This window comes from Streptomyces sp. S3(2020), from assembly GCF_013044505.1.
GTDB lineage: Bacteria > Actinomycetota > Actinomycetes > Streptomycetales > Streptomycetaceae > Streptomyces.
In genome coordinates this window covers 76,944-95,306 of the sequence record NZ_JABERD010000007.1, presented here as the reverse complement: position 1 = coordinate 95,306, position 18,363 = coordinate 76,944, and the positions used below count along the sequence as shown (strand labels likewise).

Here is an 18,363-nt window from a genome sequence, read left to right as displayed (position 1 = left end):
AGAGGTCCCCGACCGGTTGAGGCCAGGTGTGCAGGGTGGCAGTCGGTAGACGCTGAGCAGCCCGCCGGGCGGCCGGCGGGGGCCAACTGGGCGCTCCGCACGCCTACTTGGTGGTGCGGTACGCGCGGTGGACGGTCTGGTTCAGGGTGTTGCCGTCGGCGTCGGTGAGGGTGGCGCGAAGGGAGACCGGGCCGGGCTCGGCGGGGCTGCGCAGCTTGAGGAGCTTGCCGTTCACGGCGGTGGTCCTCTCCCAGGTCCTGCCGTCGTCGTAGGAGACGGCGAAGGCCAGCTTGCGCAGTGTGCCGACCTTGGTGGCCGCGCCCTGGAGGCTGAAGGGCACGGTGAGTGTCGTGCCGGCCTTGGCGGTACTGGCCGTAGACAGGCTGGGCGTGTAGCGGACGACGGTCAGCGGGAGCCGCTTGGGGGTGTCGCCGGAGACGTGCTCCGAGGTGAAGGTCCAGGTGGCGGTCGTGCGGGTGCTGACCGCGGACTGTGCCGGGGAGCGGGAGGCGTCCACGGCGAGCTTGTAGGTGTGCTTGCCCGCGGGAAGCGTGTACGACTCGCTGTTCAGCGTGTCGTTGACGGCGAAGATCTTCTTGCCGTCGGCGTAGAGGGAGCTCTTGGCCTTGGTGTGGACGGTCCTGCCCACGTTGCCCGCGCCGTCGGAGAACATCGGCAGGTACGCCTCGAAGGTGTCGCCGACGCGTACCGCTCCGGGCCGGTCGTCCGCGAGGGGGCCCGAGGGGAGGGACGGTCCGAAGACGCCGATGTTGAAGCGCTGCGTGTACTCCTTGCCCGCCGCGTACGCCCTGGGGGCGCTGTCCTGCGTGCCCTCCCACGTCGGCTCGCCGTCGGCGTCGGGGGAGCCGTACTGGCTGGCCTGGTAGAACCACTTGATTCCGTTGGGCAGCACGTAGTCGGTGCTGGTCAGCGGCAGTCGGCCGCCGGTCGCGAAGATGTTGTAGGAGCCGCCGGGCATCAGGGGCGTGGCGGCGACGGTCGCGGTCTTGCCCTTTGCGGGCGCTCCGACGACGACCTTGACCTTGGTGAGTTGCGAGCGCTTGACGTTCTTGGTGAAGCCGGACAGATCACCCGTACGGTTCCAGGCCAGCTGGTAGTTGACCGACTTGTGGGTCCAGATGCCGTGGTACATCGCGGACACCTCGGCGGCCGGCTGCGGGGCGCCGAGTTGTCCGACGCGGATGCTGCCCATGGAGCGGGCGGGGTACATGGAGGTGTACGGATTGTTGTTGACGTCGACATGGAAGGAGAACAGTGCGCCCACGGGCTTGGCCGCGCCGTCCGGCACGGTGATCTTGACGGGTTTCGTCTTCCGGGCGTCCATGACCAGGGTCGTGTCCTTGGTGAGCGCGAACTTCGGGTGCAGCAGCACGGACCGTCCGCCGCTGTCGGTGAAGAACCTTCCTTCCAGGGCGTAACGGCCCTTCGGCAGACGGATGGTGAACTGGCCGTCCTTCTTGCCGGCGAGCTCCGTCCAGACTTCGTTGTCCAGGCCGAAGATGTTCGTCGTGGCATCGACGGCGGCCTTGCCTCTGAGGTCGAGGTGCTTGATGGTCAGGTCGTACGACTCGACCTCGCGGACGACGCCGAGGGAGGTGCGCGTGGTGGTGGTGCCGTCGGCGGTGGTGGCGGTCAGCGAGCCGCCGAAGCTGCCGTCGGCCGTGCCCACGCGGGTGTCGGTGGTCACGGTGGCGGTCGCCTCACCGCCCGCCGGGACGGTGAGCCGCTGCGGCGAGACGGTGAACATGCCCTCGGCTGCGGGGTTTCCGTCGTTGCCGTAGGCCTCGGTGGCCAGGTCGACAGTGACCGGCTCGGTGCCCGTGTTGCGGTAGGTGACGTTTTTGGCGACCGGCTGGTCGTCGGTGTGAGGGTAGGCCTGTGTCCCGAAGCCCAGCGCGGTCGGGCTGCTGGTGAGCTGCTGGGTGATGGCCCTGGCGACGTCCACCCGGCCGGTGCCCTGTGTGTACGCGGAGGTGGCGGGGGTCGGCTTCGCGGAGGCGGTGAGGGTGGCCTTGATCCGCGCGCCGGTCCAGTCCGGGTGCTTCTGCGCCAGGATCGCCGCGGCGCCCGCCACGTGCGGGGTCGCCATCGACGTACCGCTCATGGAGACGTAGCCGTCGGCGGCGGGGTCGCCCATGTCGCCTTCGGCGGCCTTGGCGGCGACGATGTCCACGCCCGGCGCGGTGACGTCCGGCTTGAGGAAGCCGTCGGCGGTGGGGCCGCGGCTGGCGAAGTCGGCGATGGCGTCCCGGCGGTCGACCGCGCCGACGGTGAGCGCGGCGACCGCGCTGCCGGGGGTGCCGATGGTGCCCTCGTCCGGGCCCTCGTTGCCGGCGGCTATGACGAACAGGGCACCGGAGCTGGCCGACAGGTCGTTGACGGCCTGCTCGACGGGGTCGATACCGGGGGTGTCGGTGCCGCCCAGGCTCATGTTGACGACCTTCGCGCCCTGCGCGACGGCCCACTGCATACCCGCGATGACTCCGGAGCTGTCGCCCTCGCCGGCGTCGTCGAGCACCTTGCCGACCAGGAGCCGGGCGCCGGGCGCGACGCCCTCGTACGTCGCGCCGGCGGGAGACCGGGCGCCGGAGCCCGCGATCGTCGAGGCCACGTGCGTGCCGTGGCCCGCGCGGTCGACGGTGTCCGCGGCGGCGGAGAAGTTCTTCACCGCGTCGATACGGTCCTTGAGGTCGGGGTGCCTGGCGTCCACGCCGGTGTCGAGGACGGCGACCTTGACGCCCTTGCCGTCGTATCCCTCCGCGTGAGCCGTGGGCGCGCCGATCTGCGGCACGCTCTTGTCCAGGGTCGCCTTCACCTTGCCGTCCAGCCAGATCTTCCTGACCTTGGCGGAGCCGGTCGCGCCGGTGAGCGTCTCCCACAGGGCGGAGCCTTCGGACTTGCTGGCGCGTACGGCGTCGCCGTTGATGCTCGGCAGATCCCGGCGGACGGTTGCACCCGAGCTCCGGAACGTACTCGCCGATACGGACTCGCCCTTGTCGTAGGTGACGATCAGCGGCAGGTCGGAGCGGCGGGCCTCGTCGTAGCGCGAACGCACCAGCTGTGTCACGTCGAACAGCCGCCGGTCGGCGGTCCCGTTCGCGATCAGCGGTTCGGCGTCGCCCGGCAGGACGTACGCATGGCCCGCGGCCTGCTGGATACGGAAGGCCATCCCCTCGCGGCCGTCGGCGGCCACCACGCCGGTGACCTTGCCCTTGGCGTCGAGGGTCACCTTGTCTCCGGTGACGAGGGTGACGGTCCTCGCGGGAGCACCGGCCGGGGGCCCTGAGCGGGCCGCCTCGGCGCTGTCGGACGTGCCGACCAGCAGCCCGGCGCCGAGCGCCGCCGCCAGGGCGGCCGCCAACGGGACGGTGGTGACCACTCGTTTCCTACGCTTGTGCGATGTCAACTCAGGCCTTTCAGAATGATTTACGGCGATTTACTCGCCGGCTCGCGGCAGCATCAGGGCGCGGCCGAGCGGCACTGTGGCCGCTCGGCCGCGTAGGGGGGGCGGAAGACCGCGAGGAGAATCGGGTCGGACGAGGCGCTTGTCCGGACGGTCAGACGAGGCGCTTGCGACCCCAGAGGATGACGAACGCCGCGATGCCGGCGGTCAGGGCCAGCAGGATCGAGGCGCCGAGCCACTGCATGGTGGACATCTGCGAGATCGGGATGTACTCGACCGCCCAGCCGACGACGTGTGTCTTGTCCAGGCACGCGGCGGTGGCCTTCGCCGTCGCCTCGGTGCAGCTGCCCGTGCCGACGAAGTCGCCGGAAGCGGTGAGGTAGGACTGGTCCACGACGTGGGCGCCGTCGGGCACGGCCGGGAAGGTGCCGTCCCCGACGCCCTTTGCGGTCTTGACGGTCACGATGTTCCCGAGGGACATCCGGAAGTACGACCAGGCCATCTGCACGGCGACCGCGAAGCCCAGGGTGACGACCATGGACAGCAGGGTCCGGCGCAGCAGCATGCCGATCGCGACGCCGCCGACGACGCTGAGCAGGGTGAGGGCCACGGGCACGGGTCCGCTGCTGTCGAAGGCGCCGCCGGACCAGTCCAGGGCGTACGACGACGACTTGACCGGTGACCACCACCAGGTGAACGCGGCGGAGACCGCCCCGGTGCACACCACGACCATGAGCGTGGTCGTCCCGAGCTTGGTGCCGAGCCAGCGGGCCCGGCCGGCGGACTGCGTGGTGACCAGCTTGGCGGTGCCGTTCTCCAGGTCCGCGGCGAGCAGGGGCGCCCCCACGAAGACACCGATCAGGACGGGCGCGAGCCCGATCAGCCGTGAGGCCATGCTGAGCGGCTGCTGGAAGTCGAACTTCTCCTCCCAGCCGGCCTTCAGGCCGTTGATGGAGCCGTAGTCGTCGAGGTACGTCATCATCTGCCGGCGTTGGTAGATCATCACGGCGACGGTCACCGCGGCGGCCGCCACCAGGGTCCAGTAGGCGGCCCGGTGCTGCCGCCAGACGAGCCAGTTCATGCCGCTGAGCCGCGGGCCGCCCCTCCGGCCGGCTTCGGCGGCAGCGGCCCCGGCGGGTGCCGTGCCGCCGGTGCTGGTCATCGTGCTCATGCCGCCACCCCCTGCGGTGCCACGTAGGAACTGGGGCTGATCAGCGGCGGGGCTTCGGGGGAGCGCAGGTAGGAGAGCAGGAGCTCCTCCAGGTTCGGGATGCTCGCCTCCCACGGGCCGCCGGTGACCGGCCCGTCGGGGCGTACCAGCGAGGTGAACTGCCGTCCGCTGGTGCGGGTCTCGACCACGGTGTGGTACCCCAGCTCCGGGGGTGTTCGCCCGTCGGAGTGGACCCCGGTCAGCACGGCGTGGGCGGTGCGCAGTTCGTCGACCTCACCGGCAAGACGCAGCCCGCCGCCCGCGATGACCAGCAGGTAGTCGCAGATGTCCTCCAGCTCGGCGAGCATGTGCGTCGACATCAGCACGGTGGTGCCGCGCTCGGCGGCCTCGGCCAGCAGAGTGCCCATCAGCTCGTGGCGCACCAGCGGGTCGAGGTCGGACATCGGCTCGTCGAGGAGCAACAGGTCGGGACGCTTGCCGAAGGAGACGGCGAAGGCCACCCGGGTGCGCTGACCGCCGGAGAGTGTGCCGATCTTCGCGTCGAAGGGCACATTGCCCGCGCGGACGATGTTCTCCGCGGCCCGCTGGTCCCAGCCGGGGTTCAGTTCGCGGCCCATGCGCAGGGTCTCAGCGACGGTGAAACGCCGGAACAGGGGCTTCTCCTGGGCGAGGAACGCGGTCCGCCGAGTGGCGTCCGCCGACTCCGGGGCCGCGCCGAACACGCGCAGCGTGCCGGTGGTCGGCTCCAGCAGGTTCGCGGCGATGGCCATCAGCGTGGTCTTGCCGGCCCCGTTGGGACCCACCAGACCGCAGATCCGCCCGGCCGGCAGCCGGAAGGAGCAGTCCCGCAGCGCCCAGCCCCGGCGGTACTTCCGGCCGACCCCACGGGCTTCTATCGCGGACGTGTCCGCCGACCCCCCGTAACCCGTCTCGTAACTCATCATGTGCGTTCCCCTTGTTCCCGTTGTTCCTGCTGGTGCTGGTCACTCGTGTGCGGCGGCAGGCCTGGTCCCGGCGTACCGCTCCTCCATCACCGACGCGACCAGAGCGGTCACGTCGTCCTGCTCAAGACCCGCCTCGCGGGCCCGGTCCATCCAGTCCGCCAACTCGCCCCGCAGCGGCGAATCCGCCCCCGCCTGCGGAAGAGCCAGCGACTGACGTACGAAGGTCCCCAGTCCCGGCCGCGCTTCGACCAGGCCCTCCCGCTCCAGCTCGCGGTACGCCTTGAGCGTGGTGTTGGGGTTGACCGCGGAGGCCTGGGCAACCGCCTTGGCCGTGGGCAACTGATCCCCGGGCGCCAGTACGCCGAGCCGCAGCGCCAGCTTGGTCTGCTGAACGATCTGCTGATAGGCGGCGACCCCGCTCCGCCTGTTGATGCGGTACTCCAACCCCTTCCACCACCATTTCACTAGTCGACTAGTGAATTGATGATGAGGCACGGATCGCGGACCTGTCAAAGCGGTCAACGAGATGGGGGCGAAGCCGACAGTCGGCAGGAGCGGGCAGAACGGTCGGTCCGCGGACGAATCCGTCAGCCGGGGCAGGACGCGCCTGGTCGCGAAGAGCCTGATCGTCTTGACGTGCTCCGGGGAGATCGCGACTGCTGTTGTCGAGAACTCGGGTGCGCGCGGGGCCTGGTGGCCGTGTGCGCGATCGGACTCCGAGCGGGTTGCCGAGGTGGGAGATGGTCAGCGCCTCGCGGCCGGCTGGCTTCGCTGTCAACGGGACAGTAGGGGGCCATCTTCTCCACCAGGGCGGCGATCCAGGGCACGGCGGTCTGCCTGGCACCGTCTCTTCCTGACCGGCGGCCTGATGGCGGTGCGGGAAGAGACGGTGCTGTCGGTCAGCTGACGGTCTCTGTCTGCTTGGCTCCGGTGGGGCGGGGGAGAGGGATCTTCTGTGCGAGCTTGTCGCCTTCGACGTCGAGGTCGGGCAGCAGGCGGTTCAGCCGGGCGGGGATCCACCAGGCCTTCTCCTGGGCGAGTGCCATGGTGGCCGGGATGAAGGTCATGCGGATGACGAAGGCGTCGATGAGGATGCCGGCGGCCAGCGCGAAGCCCGCCTGTTTGATCATGGGCTGGGCGTTGAAGACGAAGCCGGCGAAGACGGAGACCATGATGGTGGCCGCGGCCAGGACGACGGAGCCGGCGCGGGCGAAGCCGGTGACGGTGGCGTTGACGGCGGTGGCGCCGTGGACGTGTGCTTCACGTATGGAGGTCACCAGGAACATCTGGTAGTCCATGGCGAGTCCGTAGAGGACGCCGGTGATGATGATGGGCAGCAGGCTCACGACGGGTGCGGTGGCGTCGAGTCCGATCAGGCTCTGCAGCCAGCCCCATTGGAAGACGGCCGTGGTGGTGCCGAAGGTGGCGGCGATGCTCAGCAGGAAGCCGAGGGTGGCCGTCAGGGGGACCATGAGGGAGCGGAAGACCAGGAGCAGGACGATGAGGGACAGTCCCAGGACGGTGGCCACGTAGAGGGGCAGGACGTCGGCGAGCCGGTCGGAGACGTCGATCGCGAGGGTGGTGAACCCGGCGACGCCGATGTCGGCACCGTGGGTTGCACGGATCTGCGCGCTCTTGTCCCGTAGGGCGGTGGCGAGATTCTTGGTGGCGTCGTCGTTCGGTCCGCTGTCGGGAATCAGGCTGAGGATGGCGGTGGTGCCGGTCTGGTTCATCCCGGCCAGGGAGACCGCTGTGGCGCCCTTGATGCTCCGCAGGTCCGAGGTCACCGCGGCAAGGGCCGCGGGGGTGAGGGGCTGTCCGTTCGTCGTGGAATCGACGGCGATCAGGAGGGGGCCGTTGTAGCCGGGCCCGTACGCGTCGCTGACCAGGTCGTAGCTGCGGCGCTGCCCGGTGTCGGTGTTGTAGCTCGCGCCGGAGGGCAGGCCCAGTTTCATGCCGGCGGCGGGCACCGCCAGGATCGCGGGGATGAGGATGGAGGCCGCGAGGGCGGCGTACCTGTGGCGGACCAGGAAGTCTCCCCAGCGGACCGCCCGGGTGTGCTCGGCGCCTCCTGTCCGTTCCTGTTCCCTTCGCCGGGTGCGGGCGGGGCAGATGCGTCCTTTGACCAGGCCCAGCAGGGCGGGCAGCAGGGTCAGGGCGAGCAGGACAGCGATGGCGATCGTGCCGGCCGCGACGATGGCCATGGTGCTGAGCAGCGTGATGCCGATGACCAGGAGTCCGGCCAGAGCGATGATGACGGTGCTGCCGGCGAAGAAGACCGCGCTGCCGGCGGTGCCGAGCGCCCGGGCGGTCGCTTCATGGGGGTCCATGCCCTGGTCGAGGATCAGCCGGCGTTCCCGGTTGACGATGAACAGTGCGTAGTCGATGCCGACGGCCAGCCCCAGCATCAGGGCCAGCACCGCTGCGAGTGAGTGGATCTCGAAGACGCTGGAGAGGGTGAAGGCGCCGCCGACTCCCACCGTGACGCCGGCCAGGGCGATGACCAGTGGCAGACCCGCCGCGATGACCGATCCCAGGGTGATCAGCAGGACAAGGGCCGCCACGACGACGCCGACGATCTCCCCGACGCCGATGATCTCGGGGATCTCCGTCATCGCCGCCGACGGCAGGACCTCCAGATCGCCGGTCGCGGCCTGTTGCTCGGCGGCCCGGATGGTGCTGTCGATCGTCCCGGCGGGAAGTTCGAAGGTCTGCTGGTCGAACTGGAACTGCATCAGGGCCGTTGAGCCGTCGGCGGAGACGACGACGCCCGGCACCGGCTGACCACCCTGCTGCAAGGGGACGGGTGTCTTGTCGGAGGACGGCCTTCCAGCGGCTTGGGCAACCGCTGCCTGAGCCCGCAGCAGTGGGCTGTTCTCGCCCTTGGCGGCCTCCCTGGCCAGTACTTTCCTCGCGTCGATGACGTGGTCGTGGCGGTAGACGGCGTCGGCTGCGGCCACCAGGGCGGACCGCGCCTCCTCGTCGTTGATCGTGGCCCCCTCCGGAGCGGTGAAGAGCAGCATGCCCTGGCCGCCGGAAGCCTCCGGGAGGGAGGTGGCCAAGCCGTCGATGACCTCCTGGGACGGGGTGCCGTCGATGCGGACCTCGTTGCTGAGCTTGACCGGACAGGTCACGAGCAGAAGGACGACCGCCGCCAGCACTGCCAGCCACCCTCCGATGACGTACCAGGGTTTGCCGTAGGCGAACTTCCCCAGCCGGTACAGCAGAACGGACACAGGCTTCTCCCTCTCGTCCAGGCGGCCTGACAGGCCAGACCGCACCACGAAGCGAGAGGGTACTATCAAAGTGAGAGTCAACTATCACTACGGTAGGATGCTATCGAAGCAGCGGCTCATCGAAGATCAGGGAAGTCACAGATGGCAACGACGGACGGCCGCACGCCCCGGCGCCGGGTCGACGCCCGCTCCAGCGTGGAACGCATCACCCTCGCGGGACGGACGGTGCTGGGCAGAGGTGAAGCCTCTCTGGAACAGATCGCCGCAGAAGCCGGCGTGGGCATCGCCACGCTCTACCGCCATTTCCCCAACCGCGAGGCCGTCGTCCGGGCCGTCCTGGAGGACATCCTCGAAACCGACCTCCTCCCTCTCGTCGAGCGAGCCGCCGACTCCCCGCACACACGCCAGGCCCTTCAGGACATCGCCACACAACTGCTCGACCTGATCACCGAGGAGCGGGGCCTGGTCACCTTCGCCGGCAACTTCGCCGACGTCGCAGTGGAAGTCCTCCAGCGATTCAGCGCCTCACTGCACCCACTCCTCGTGCGCGCACAGCAGGCCGGAGAGATCCGTGCCGACCTCACAGCCGAGGACATCCCTCACTTCCTCGTCATGGCCGTCGCCGGCCTCGCACTCCCGGGCACCACACCCTCGCTGCGCGCCCGCTTCATCGCCCTGCTCTTCGACTCCCTCAACCCGGACAGCGCAACTCCCCTGCCCCCGCTGCTCATCGGAGAGAACGACCTGCGCGCCTCGGTCGGCAACGTCGCACGCACCTGAAGCGCGACACCTGTCCACCGCCTCCCGCAACTCGCCATCGAGATGCGTAGCTTCCTGGCCGAATCGCGCTGGGGGCACCCCTCGGGATTGCTGCCACGGGGGTGCCGTTTGGGTTGCGTCCAGGGAAGTGGTGTACGGGTTCGACCTGATCCGGGGGTTTGCTCCGGCATCGGGATGGTGCCCGCATAGATGAACGGCCACCGGCTGATCTTCGAAGTGTCGAAGCCTCGAAGGAGATCAGCACGATGACCGCACCTGACAGTGTGCCCCTGCACGCCCTCGCCGAAGACAACCTCGCCGCGGCGAGTCCCGATCTGCTGCGCGCGATGGTCAAGACGTTCGCCGACGCGCTCATGTCCGCGGAGGCCGACGCCCTCTGCAACGCTGAATACGGGCAGGTCAGCGACGAACGCGTCAACCATCGCAACGGGTATCGCCCGCGCGAGTGGGACACCCGAGCGGGCACCGTCGAACTCGCTGTCCCCAAGCTCAGGTCCGGCAGCTATTTCCCGCACTGGCCCCTCGAACGACGACGCCGGGCCGAACAGGCCCTCATCTCGGTGGTCGCCACCGCCTACCTGCTGGGCGTGAGCACGCGCCGGGTCGAGAAGCTCGCCGAGTCCCTGGGCGTCACCCAGCTGTCGAAGTCCCAGGTCAGCGCGATGGCCAAGCACCTGGACGAACAGGTCGCCGCCTTTCGCAACCGGCCACTGGACCAAGGGCCTTACGCGTTCGTCTGGGTCGATGCGCTGACCCAGAAAGTCCGCGAGGGCGGCCGCATCATCAACGTCCACGCGCTGATCGCGGTCGGCGTCAACGCCGATGGCCACCGCGAGATCCTCGGCATCGACGTGGCCACCGCCGAGGACGGCGCCGGCTGGCTCGCCTTCCTGCGCTCGCTCATCGCCCGCGGCCTGTCCGGCGTCCAACTCGTCATCTCCGACGCCCACATGGGCCTGGTCAACGCGATCGGCGCCACCCTGCCCGGCGCCAGCTGGCAGCGCTGCCGCACCCACTACGCCCGCTCGCTCTTGAGCCAGGTGCCCAAGTCGGCCCAGCCTTGGGTGGCCACCTTGTCGCGGACCATCTTCGAACAGCCCGACACCGACGCCGTCCAGGCCCAGATGCGCCACGTCCTCGATGCCCTGGAAGCCAAGTTCCCCAAAGCAGCAGCCCACTTGGACGCCGCACAGGGCGACATCCTGGCGTTCACCACCTTCCCCCGCGAGATCTGGCGGCAGATCTGGTCCAACAACCCGCAAGAACGGCTCAACAAGGAGATCCGCCGCCGCACCGACGTGGTCGGCATCTTCCCCGACCGCACCGCCCTGATCCGCCTCGTCGGCGCAGTGCTGGCCGAGCAGAACGACGAATGGACCGAGGCCCGCCGCTACATGGGCCTCGACCTGCTTGCCAAGGCTCGCCTCCACCCGATCGAGTCAGAAACCGACGAGACCGTCCTCCCGACTGAACTCACCGCCTAGCCTCAAAGAAGAGATCACCGAGTGGCCGTCAATACACCACTCCAGCGGACGTGACCCGTAACGGCGCCTCCAGGCAGCCGACTTGAGGCTCTAGAAGAACCCAATTTTCTTCGGACTGTATGAAACCAAACGTTCTTCGTCTGCTGGTGGTACAGGCGACACGCGTCGCTGACCTGCGTAAAACGTGGCCACGTATGGCTCGTTGGAGCCGTCGGCCCGGGAATGGTCCGGATCTTGTCCTCAGCGAGACGGGCCTGGTCATCTGTTACGCCGCATCCCTCGACTCGTGGACTGCTCCAAGCGGATGTATCGGCCCGTCGAGTGCTACGTCGAGCTGGGTTGCTGCGGGGAGCGGAGCACGAGCAGGGTGATCTCGCTGGGCGCGAAGACGCGGAACGGCGGGCCCCAGAAGCCGGTGCCGCGGCTGGTGTAGAGGAGGGTGCGGGGGCCGTGGTGGGTGAGGCCGGCGAGGGCGGGCTGGTCGAGGCGGACCAAGTGGTGGAAGGGCCAGATCTGGCCGCCGTGGGTGTGCCCGGAGAGCTGGAGGTCGATGCCGGCGGCTGCAGCGCGGTCGATGAACTTGGGCTGGTGGGCCAGGAGCAGGACGGGGAGCTCGGGGTCGGCGCCGTTCAGGGCTCCGGGGAGGTGGGCGTGGTGGCCCGCGAGGCCGGAGGACTCGGCGGTGACGTCGTCCACGCCGGCGACCACGAGGGTGTCACCCCCGCGTTCGAGCAGCAGATGACGGTTGCGCAGCGGCTCCCAGCCGAGTTCGTCCATCAGGTCGACCCACCCCTGGGCCTCGCTTTAGTACTCGTGGTCGCCGGTGACGTAGACCCGGGCCCGGGTGGCCTGCACGGTGCCGAGTGGGGCGGCCTGGGCGCGGCGGCGTTCGGCCGTGCCGTCCGCGATGTCGCCGGTGTGGCAGACCAGGTCGGCTTCCAGAGCGTTCACGGTCTCGCATACCTGTGCCGACCAGCGGGCGCGATCGAGTGGGCCGTAGTGGGTGTCGGTGATAAGGACGACGCGGATGCCGTCCAGCCCGGCACCCAGCCGCGGGAGTTGCACGTCGAGTCGGCGCACGCGCGGCACGCGGCGGGCCTCGGCGTACCCCCAGGCGAGCAGCACGGCAGTTATGCCGAGGACGGCCCAAGTGACGATGCGGGCCCGGTTCTGACTCCCGCCGACGTCGGCCACGGTCAGGGCGAGGCTGAATGGGACGCCGACCAGAACGGACCAAGTGAACAGGTGCCGAGCAGGGTGTCACCGATGATCGCGGCCCGGTCCTGTTGGGCCGGCCGTGGCCGCGCACCATCGCGAGCGGCATACGAGTGCGGCCCACTGAAGTCGGCCAAAGCACTCCCGCAACAGCGCGTTGACCTACCAGAGTTCCTTGCCGGCAACCGTCCCGAGGGCGCTTTTGCGCGGAACCGTGAGACGACGAAGCCCCACCGGAATGCTCCGGTGGGGCTTCGTCGTCTCACGGCTGACCCAATTTTGCCGAACTGACGTGTCACCACATGCTCAGCGGACGCCGCGACGATCCTGTTCTGCCTGTGCTGCGGCGAGGCATCCCGGGCCACGGCCCGTTCGCGGGATAGACGCACCGTTCCCGGTTTAGAGCGGTGGCTGGGTCGAACAGCCGCGCGGGCAGGAAGCGACTCGTCCCGCCTCACTGCAGGTGCCGCAGGTGGGGCAGACGGACTGGCCGGTGCGGTCCGCGGCCCAGCACGGAACCGCCAGGAGAACGCCACCGACACGGCTATCGAGGTCAGGTTCGGGAGCACCGGTAGCGGCAAGGCCGTCCGGATCGAGCAACGGGAAGGTGTCGCCACAGGCCAGGCAGCGACGGAGTTCCCACCGGGTATGGCACGAGGTGCAGGACGCTGCGAACAGGCCGTCCTCACGCGGCTCGAAGACCGTCTGGCGCTGAGGGCCGGCCTTGGCGCACACCGGACACACTTCGAGCAGTTCGGTCTTGGCGGCCGCGTCTTCTAACGCCGCACACAAGGTGCGCAATCGCCGGGTCTCGTGCTCGGTTGCCCGGCCACTGCCGTGCCGCCTGCGGGTCTGTTTCAGCAGTGCGGGGAGGCGCTCCAACTCGGCCGGGCTCGGGGCGCGCACGACCGCGACACCGTCAGGCCGGGGTTCGAGCCAGCCGCAGCCCGCCAGAGCGGAGCGATCGCCTGTGGGTACGGGCACGGTGTGGGGGTAGTCGCGCGCGTCAGCACCCAGTGTCGCCCATTGGACTGCTCGCAGCAGGCGGCTGACGCTGAAAATGTCCAGGGGGGACAAAGGAGCGACGTCGACCTGCGGCTCGGGCGCGTCGCTGTAGCGATAACCGATCCGATACGCGGCCCGGACGACGTCAGTCTCTGCGTCCTGACGTGCTTGAAGCAGTCCTGGATAGACGATCAGGTCGTTGTCGCACACGGCACTCGGCCGGTCGCGGCGGGATTCCGTGATCGCCGCAGCGACCGAGGAGGCGTCGGGAGCCGTGCACAGGTCGGTTGTGATCGGTACGACGCGGAGCACCTGCCGCTTGCGCCAGTGAAGGATGAAGTCGCCCGTCTGGGACCAGGTGACCGTCAGCGACTCGCCTCGCATGTGGAAGCGGGTGGTGCAGCCGGGGGAAGGAACCGGCTGGCCAGAGTCCGGGACTGCCTGTAGCAGCTTGCAGGCGAGCAGCAGAAGGAGGCTGGTGAAACGCCCGAAGGCGAAGAGGATCTCCTGTCGCCGACGGGCCGTTTCGGCTTCTCCGAGACGCGGGGTCTCGATTGCCGTACAGGCTTGCCAGAGCAGAGCCACCCTGCGGTAATGCGGATCACTGCTCAGCAGGTTCGTCGGATGCAGTGCGCGCGGCGGTGCGGAGCGGTGGTCGACCGCGCGTGCCAGCGGCGAGCCCAGCATCACCTCCACTGCCGTGAGGGAGGATTCGAGTGCCCGCTGGCGCACCTCCGCGGCCGCCTGGTGCCGACCAGATTCCTCGATGTTCCTGAGTAGTCCGGCCAGGTCTCGTCGGGCCCGCCAAGAAGTTTCCTGCGAGGGCACGAGCAGGCCGTGTACATCGTCCACCATCCTGCTCAGGTCTCTGAGCTTGGCGATGCGCTGCTGCAGATGCGATCGCATCACGTTGAGGACGGCGATCGCGACTCGGTTCTCGTAGATGTCGGCGTTTTCCTCACTGCGCCGGGCCAGCAGACGGCTGGGCCGGACACCGGCGAGCGTATGCGAGGCCCAGTCCTCGGGGCGGGCGGCCAAACGCGCCGTCGCGCCGACGGCAATCGAGCGCACCCGGGACGTCGGCAGGATTTCCTCCACCGTACGCAGGCGCGTGTACGGGCGGTGGCAAACCGTGCGCAGCGCCCCGGACTCCCGCTCGAAAGCGTCCTCCACCGGCAGGATTTCCGTCTCATCGGTGACGTCGAGGATGATCGGCGACATGGCCAGCCAGTCGTCGAGCGTAGTGGCCTCCTCGGCGAGACGGGCCGACACCGCTAGGAGGTGGCGGACGAGGAGAGAGCCGAGCTCCGGCTCGGCCGCCCCCCGGCTCATCGCCGACCACGCGAGCGGATCTCGTCGTCCAGCAGTAGTTGTGTCGCCGTCGGCTCGTGAGCGCTGTCGAACCGTGTCAGGCTTTCGACAAGGTCGGTGCGCAGTGTGTCGAGGGTGTCAGCATGGATGTCGTACCGCCCACGGACGGAGCGCAGGATGCGTGTGGCCAGCAGGTGGTCCAGTGCCTCCCCCGGACTGCCTCCGGCGGCCACCACGACGGGTGCGAACTCCTTGATCTGCATCTCGAGCCGATTGCCCCAGCCGATGCGCAGCTCCTCCGCGAAGCGACTGCGCCAGTGAGTGTCGAGAAATTCGATGATGCCGTCGGCCTGTGTGCCGTAGGTGGCCTGAGCCTCGCCGAAAGCATGGCTGATACGTCGGAGCCCGAGGGGTTCCGGCGGTGCGCTCGCCGTCACAGGCAGGTCCGGGTGCCGCCAAGGCAGTTCCAGAACGAAGGCTCGGTCATAGGTCTTGTCGGCAAACCCGACGGTCGTCTCGTCATGGTTGGCCGTCCCGATGAACCAGACGTTCTCCGGAATGGCGATGTGCGTTCCGTCGATGATCAGGTCGGCAGGGTTTCTGACCGGTGCTGTGGTCAGTGCCAGCTTGGGTCGGTCTTTGATGGCGAGGGCCGACAGCACTCCGCTGAAGTACTGTTCGGGATGGGAGAGGTTCATCTCGTCGAGGATGATGAAGAATGGTTGGTCCTTGAAGGCGGGACACTGCGCGCGGTACAGGGCCTTGGTGAACTCGGATTCATAGAAGATCCGGTCGAAGCTGTTGTAGTAACCCATGAGGTCCTGGGGGTCGCGCCAGCCGGCCTGGACGGGAACCACGGCAACACTGGTGTCACTGCCGAAGGCGGTGGCGAGCGCGCGGGCCAAGCCGGTTTTGCCGATGCCGCTGATGCCCTGGAAGAGATGGAGACGGCTCATCGCCATGCCCGCCAGGACCAGGCGCAGGTCCGACAGACGATAAGAAAGGCCAGCGTTCTGTCGGATGACGGCCTGCATCTGGCGCACCAGATCGGGCATGTCCGGCATGGGCGCGTCGGAAGGCCGAGGAGCGCTGAACTCCTGGTCCATGCGTGAGCAGACCGGGAACACGTGGCCTTCCTTGCCAGCCTGGGCCGTGGCGTTGAGTTTGGCTGCTTCCTCGTTGAGGAGCTGCTGCAATTGGCCGTTGGCGGCGCGCAACCAGTTGTTGGCTTCCAGATAGTTCTGGCGCTCGTTGACCGCGATGCGGTCACGTTGCAGCGCGGACTCCAGTTCTCCGCGCTCCCGAACCAGTTCCTCATTGTCGGCGGCGAGTTGCGCGACTTGCTGCTGCAGTTGCTCGAGCATGCGCGCGTCCGCCATTGGAGCCGTGGCGTTCTCCTCCAGCAGGCGGGCGTTCTCGGTGCGGAGTTCGGCCATGCGCTCGACGACCTGCTCCAAGGTCATGCCGCCCAGGGACGCCAGAGCGCTGTCGTACTCGTTGAGCCGAGCGCTCAGACGCTCATTGCCCTCGGCGAGGGCTGCCGCCCGCTGCCGATACTCCTCCAACTGCTGGAGCAGTTGGCCGGTTCGGCTCGTCAGCTCACGCTCGAGCCGTTCCGCACGGCCGGCCTGCTGCTCCTTGAGCGCGGCCTTGAGGTGGGCGATATCCTCATGATCGTCCTCCAGTCGGAGCTGTGCGGAGCGAAGGTCCCTCTCGCGCTGGGACAGTTCGCTCTCCCGCTGGTCCAGAGCCGTCTGGGCTTCGGCCAGGCGACGCTGCTCCTCGCTCCACTGAGCATGCCGGGCCTGGCGTTCGCCATCGAGGGCGGCCACGGCCGTCCGCCGCTGTTCCGCCAGCCAGCTCTCCAGTTCACGGCCTGCAGCCAGACGGCGTTCGGCGAACTGTACTTCCGCCGAACGCTCACGGTCGGACAGATCGCGCTCCTTGCGGTCCAGGAGCTTCGTGCGGGTGCCCAGCGCAGCGCGTTCCTCCTGCACGGAGGACGCGTCCTCCGCCTGGCGGGCGGCTGCGGCAGTGAGCTCCTCCCACTCGCTATGAAGCTGCTCCGCCTGTACCGTCAGTGCGTTCGCCGCGTCTTCCTGGCGCTTGGCGAGAGCGCGGTAGAGCTGCCACGCGTGTTCCAGGCCGGAGTTCGGGTCGACGGATTCGTCACCTGCCGCGAGGACCACCTGCGCCTCGCTCGCCACCTGCTGTATCTCCGTCAGCAGCGCGGCGTTGTCGTTGCTCCCTGAAGTGGTACTGGACGCCACAGCAGCCGACTGACGCGCACGGGTGGTCTCGGTACGCTGGGAAACAGTCGGCTGTCCTGGCCAGACCGCTCCCTTACCCTTCTGACGCGATCGCGTCTGCCTCTTCCCCATGGCGTCAGTTCACCTTCTTGCTGTTTGTGGAACCACCGCTCAGACCGAGCAAGTGGCGGGCTGCTTCGTAGGCGAGAGCCCGGATGTGCTCCAGCTCATCGGAGGCCGGGGAGCCGGTTGGTCCGTGCGTCGCGTTGTTGCGCAGAATCCGCGACCGGTCGAGATCGTCCAGGAGTGTCGGGCGCTGCCGGATGAACGTAACGAACGGATGCTGCGGATTCTCCCCGGCCGCCCAAACGGCCCTGATGATGTCTCCGGCCAGCCCGGTTTTCGGATTTCTGCATATTTTGCGCATCTCTGGCGGCACGGAGGTGGCGCCCAGGCGCTGGGCGGTCAGTACGAACGCGCGCTCCCGTACCCCTGGCTCCCTGGATGGCGGCAGCCGGGCAGGGAAGCGTTCGTTGAGCCCGGGAAGTATGCACTCGAAGACACGGATCGCAGTGCGTGCGGCATTCTCGCGTTCTCGCGCAGTGTCTTTGAGGAGAGCCAACTCGATGTCCGCGAGGTGGGCCAGCACCTCCGGGTGATCCCGGATCTCCTCGCCGAGGATGCGTATGACGTCGGTGCGGGCCTCCTCGGCGAGTTCCTGGTCGATCTTGCGCGCGGTGGCGGTCCGGTCGCGGCGGTTCCCGCCGAGCAAGTCGTCGATCAGTCGGCCCAACGGCTCGTCGCTCTCGGAGCGGGCGGCCAGGAGATCCGCCAAGAAGCGCCCGTCACCCACTGCGAACGGGTCCTCGACGGTCCACGTGCGCCCGGACCCGTCGTCGTCCTCTACGACGTAACACACCACATAGGCGGGATTCGCCGTGCCCTGGAAGCCAATCCGGCGAGCCGTTACCACGGTGTCGGACGGGCCGCGGGAAGCACCACGAAGCCCCCGAGCGGCCAGGTCGTGGCTCCTGCAGGCTTCCAGCACATTTCGTTCCGACGGACGCATCGAGGAACCGCCGGCCCGTAGCCTCAGCGCACTGACCTCTCGGGAGGCTCCGGCGGTGCCGAACTGGATGGTGACCCAGCGGCCGCGATGCTCCCGCAGATCGGCACGTACTGGATCGGCGACCAGGATGCGAGGCAGGAGCCCCCCGGTGGCTGGTTCTTGGAATACCCGGACGAGCTGGGGATCCGTCTCCGCCACTTCCCCCTCGGCCACGGTACGCCGCCCTGCCTCGGTCAGCTTCAGCCCGGGTTCCATCAGCCGTCCTTCTACAAGTCGGGCGATCGCCGTGCGGCACAGGGCGGTGTCCAGGCCGATCAGTCGGGACAGGTCACCGACGTCCCGCACTCCGGCGGCGCACAGACGCAGCACCACGGTCTGGAAGACGTCCAGTGTGCGGGAGTAGCCGGTCGGCGCCGTCACCTGGTGAACCCACACGGGCAGCAGAACGGGCCGGTACCGCTTCCGGGGCGGAAAG

At 68.6% G+C, this 18,363-nt stretch carries 10 protein-coding genes and 1 pseudogene; 2 read left to right on the top strand and 9 right to left on the bottom strand.

Annotated elements, in window-relative coordinates; translation table 11 throughout:
• Nucleotides 1–103: 103 nt before the first annotated feature.
• From HLK59_RS04500 to HLK59_RS04480, 5 genes are all read right to left on the bottom strand, one after another.
• Nucleotides 104–3,400 carry a S8 family peptidase gene (locus HLK59_RS04500; RefSeq protein WP_346779646.1) on the bottom strand — a complete coding sequence of 1,099 codons (3,297 nt, stop codon included), beginning with the start codon at nt 3,398–3,400 and terminating at the stop codon, nt 104–106.
• Between the two features lie 178 nt (nt 3,401–3,578).
• Complete coding sequence (locus HLK59_RS04495; protein WP_171139887.1) at nt 3,579–4,595, bottom strand: ABC transporter; 1,017 nt, start codon at nt 4,593–4,595, stop codon at nt 3,579–3,581.
• Nucleotides 4,592–5,539, bottom strand: coding sequence for an ABC transporter ATP-binding protein (locus HLK59_RS04490; RefSeq protein WP_171139886.1), 948 nt, complete (start codon nt 5,537–5,539; stop codon nt 4,592–4,594). The genes HLK59_RS04495 and HLK59_RS04490 overlap by 4 nt, the downstream gene beginning before the upstream one ends.
• A 39-nt stretch (nt 5,540–5,578) precedes the next feature.
• Entirely contained in the window at nt 5,579–5,983 is a 405-nt protein-coding gene (locus tag HLK59_RS04485; RefSeq protein ID WP_171139885.1) for a GntR family transcriptional regulator, read from the bottom strand.
• 455 nt (nt 5,984–6,438) lie between these two features.
• Nucleotides 6,439–8,775 carry an MMPL family transporter gene (locus HLK59_RS04480; RefSeq protein ID WP_171139884.1) on the bottom strand — a complete coding sequence of 779 codons (2,337 nt, stop codon included), beginning with the start codon at nt 8,773–8,775 and terminating at the stop codon, nt 6,439–6,441.
• Nucleotides 8,776–8,916: 141 nt separating this feature from the next.
• Here HLK59_RS04480 and HLK59_RS04475 point away from each other — a divergent pair, with 141 nt between their 5' ends.
• Nucleotides 8,917–9,555, top strand: coding sequence for a TetR/AcrR family transcriptional regulator (locus HLK59_RS04475; protein ID WP_171139883.1), 639 nt, complete (start codon nt 8,917–8,919; stop codon nt 9,553–9,555).
• Between the two features lie 245 nt (nt 9,556–9,800).
• Entirely contained in the window at nt 9,801–11,039 is a 1,239-nt protein-coding gene (locus HLK59_RS04470; RefSeq protein WP_171139882.1) for an IS256 family transposase, read from the top strand.
• A 324-nt stretch (nt 11,040–11,363) separates the two neighbouring features.
• On the opposite strand, the pseudogene HLK59_RS04465 reads toward HLK59_RS04470, so the two are convergent.
• The 4 genes and pseudogenes from HLK59_RS04465 to HLK59_RS04450 all read right to left on the bottom strand — a co-directional run.
• A pseudogene (locus HLK59_RS04465) lies at nt 11,364–12,363 on the bottom strand (metallophosphoesterase); the annotation flags it as partial.
• A 290-nt stretch (nt 12,364–12,653) separates the two neighbouring features.
• Nucleotides 12,654–14,531 carry a DUF2357 domain-containing protein gene (locus HLK59_RS04460; RefSeq protein WP_171139881.1) on the bottom strand — a complete coding sequence of 626 codons (1,878 nt, stop codon included), beginning with the start codon at nt 14,529–14,531 and terminating at the stop codon, nt 12,654–12,656.
• A 56-nt stretch (nt 14,532–14,587) separates the two neighbouring features.
• The gene (locus HLK59_RS04455; protein ID WP_171139880.1) at nt 14,588–16,840 is read right to left on the bottom strand and encodes a hypothetical protein; all 2,253 of its coding nucleotides are present in this window, start codon (nt 16,838–16,840) and stop codon (nt 14,588–14,590) included.
• Nucleotides 16,841–16,955: 115 nt separating this feature from the next.
• Nucleotides 16,956–18,308 carry a hypothetical protein gene (locus HLK59_RS04450; RefSeq protein ID WP_171139879.1) on the bottom strand — a complete coding sequence of 451 codons (1,353 nt, stop codon included), beginning with the start codon at nt 18,306–18,308 and terminating at the stop codon, nt 16,956–16,958.
• Nucleotides 18,309–18,363 lie beyond the last annotated feature (55 nt).

Excerpts from the sequence above, each read along its gene's own strand:
- HLK59_RS04495 (WP_171139887.1), bottom strand. The coding sequence starts at position 4,595 with ATGAGCACGATGACCAGCACCGGCGGCACGGCACCCGCCGGGGCCGCT.
- HLK59_RS04490 (WP_171139886.1), bottom strand. The coding sequence starts at position 5,539 with ATGATGAGTTACGAGACGGGTTACGGGGGGTCGGCGGACACGTCCGCG.
- HLK59_RS04475 (WP_171139883.1), top strand. The coding sequence starts at position 8,917 with ATGGCAACGACGGACGGCCGCACGCCCCGGCGCCGGGTCGACGCCCGC.
- HLK59_RS04470 (WP_171139882.1), top strand. The coding sequence starts at position 9,801 with ATGACCGCACCTGACAGTGTGCCCCTGCACGCCCTCGCCGAAGACAAC.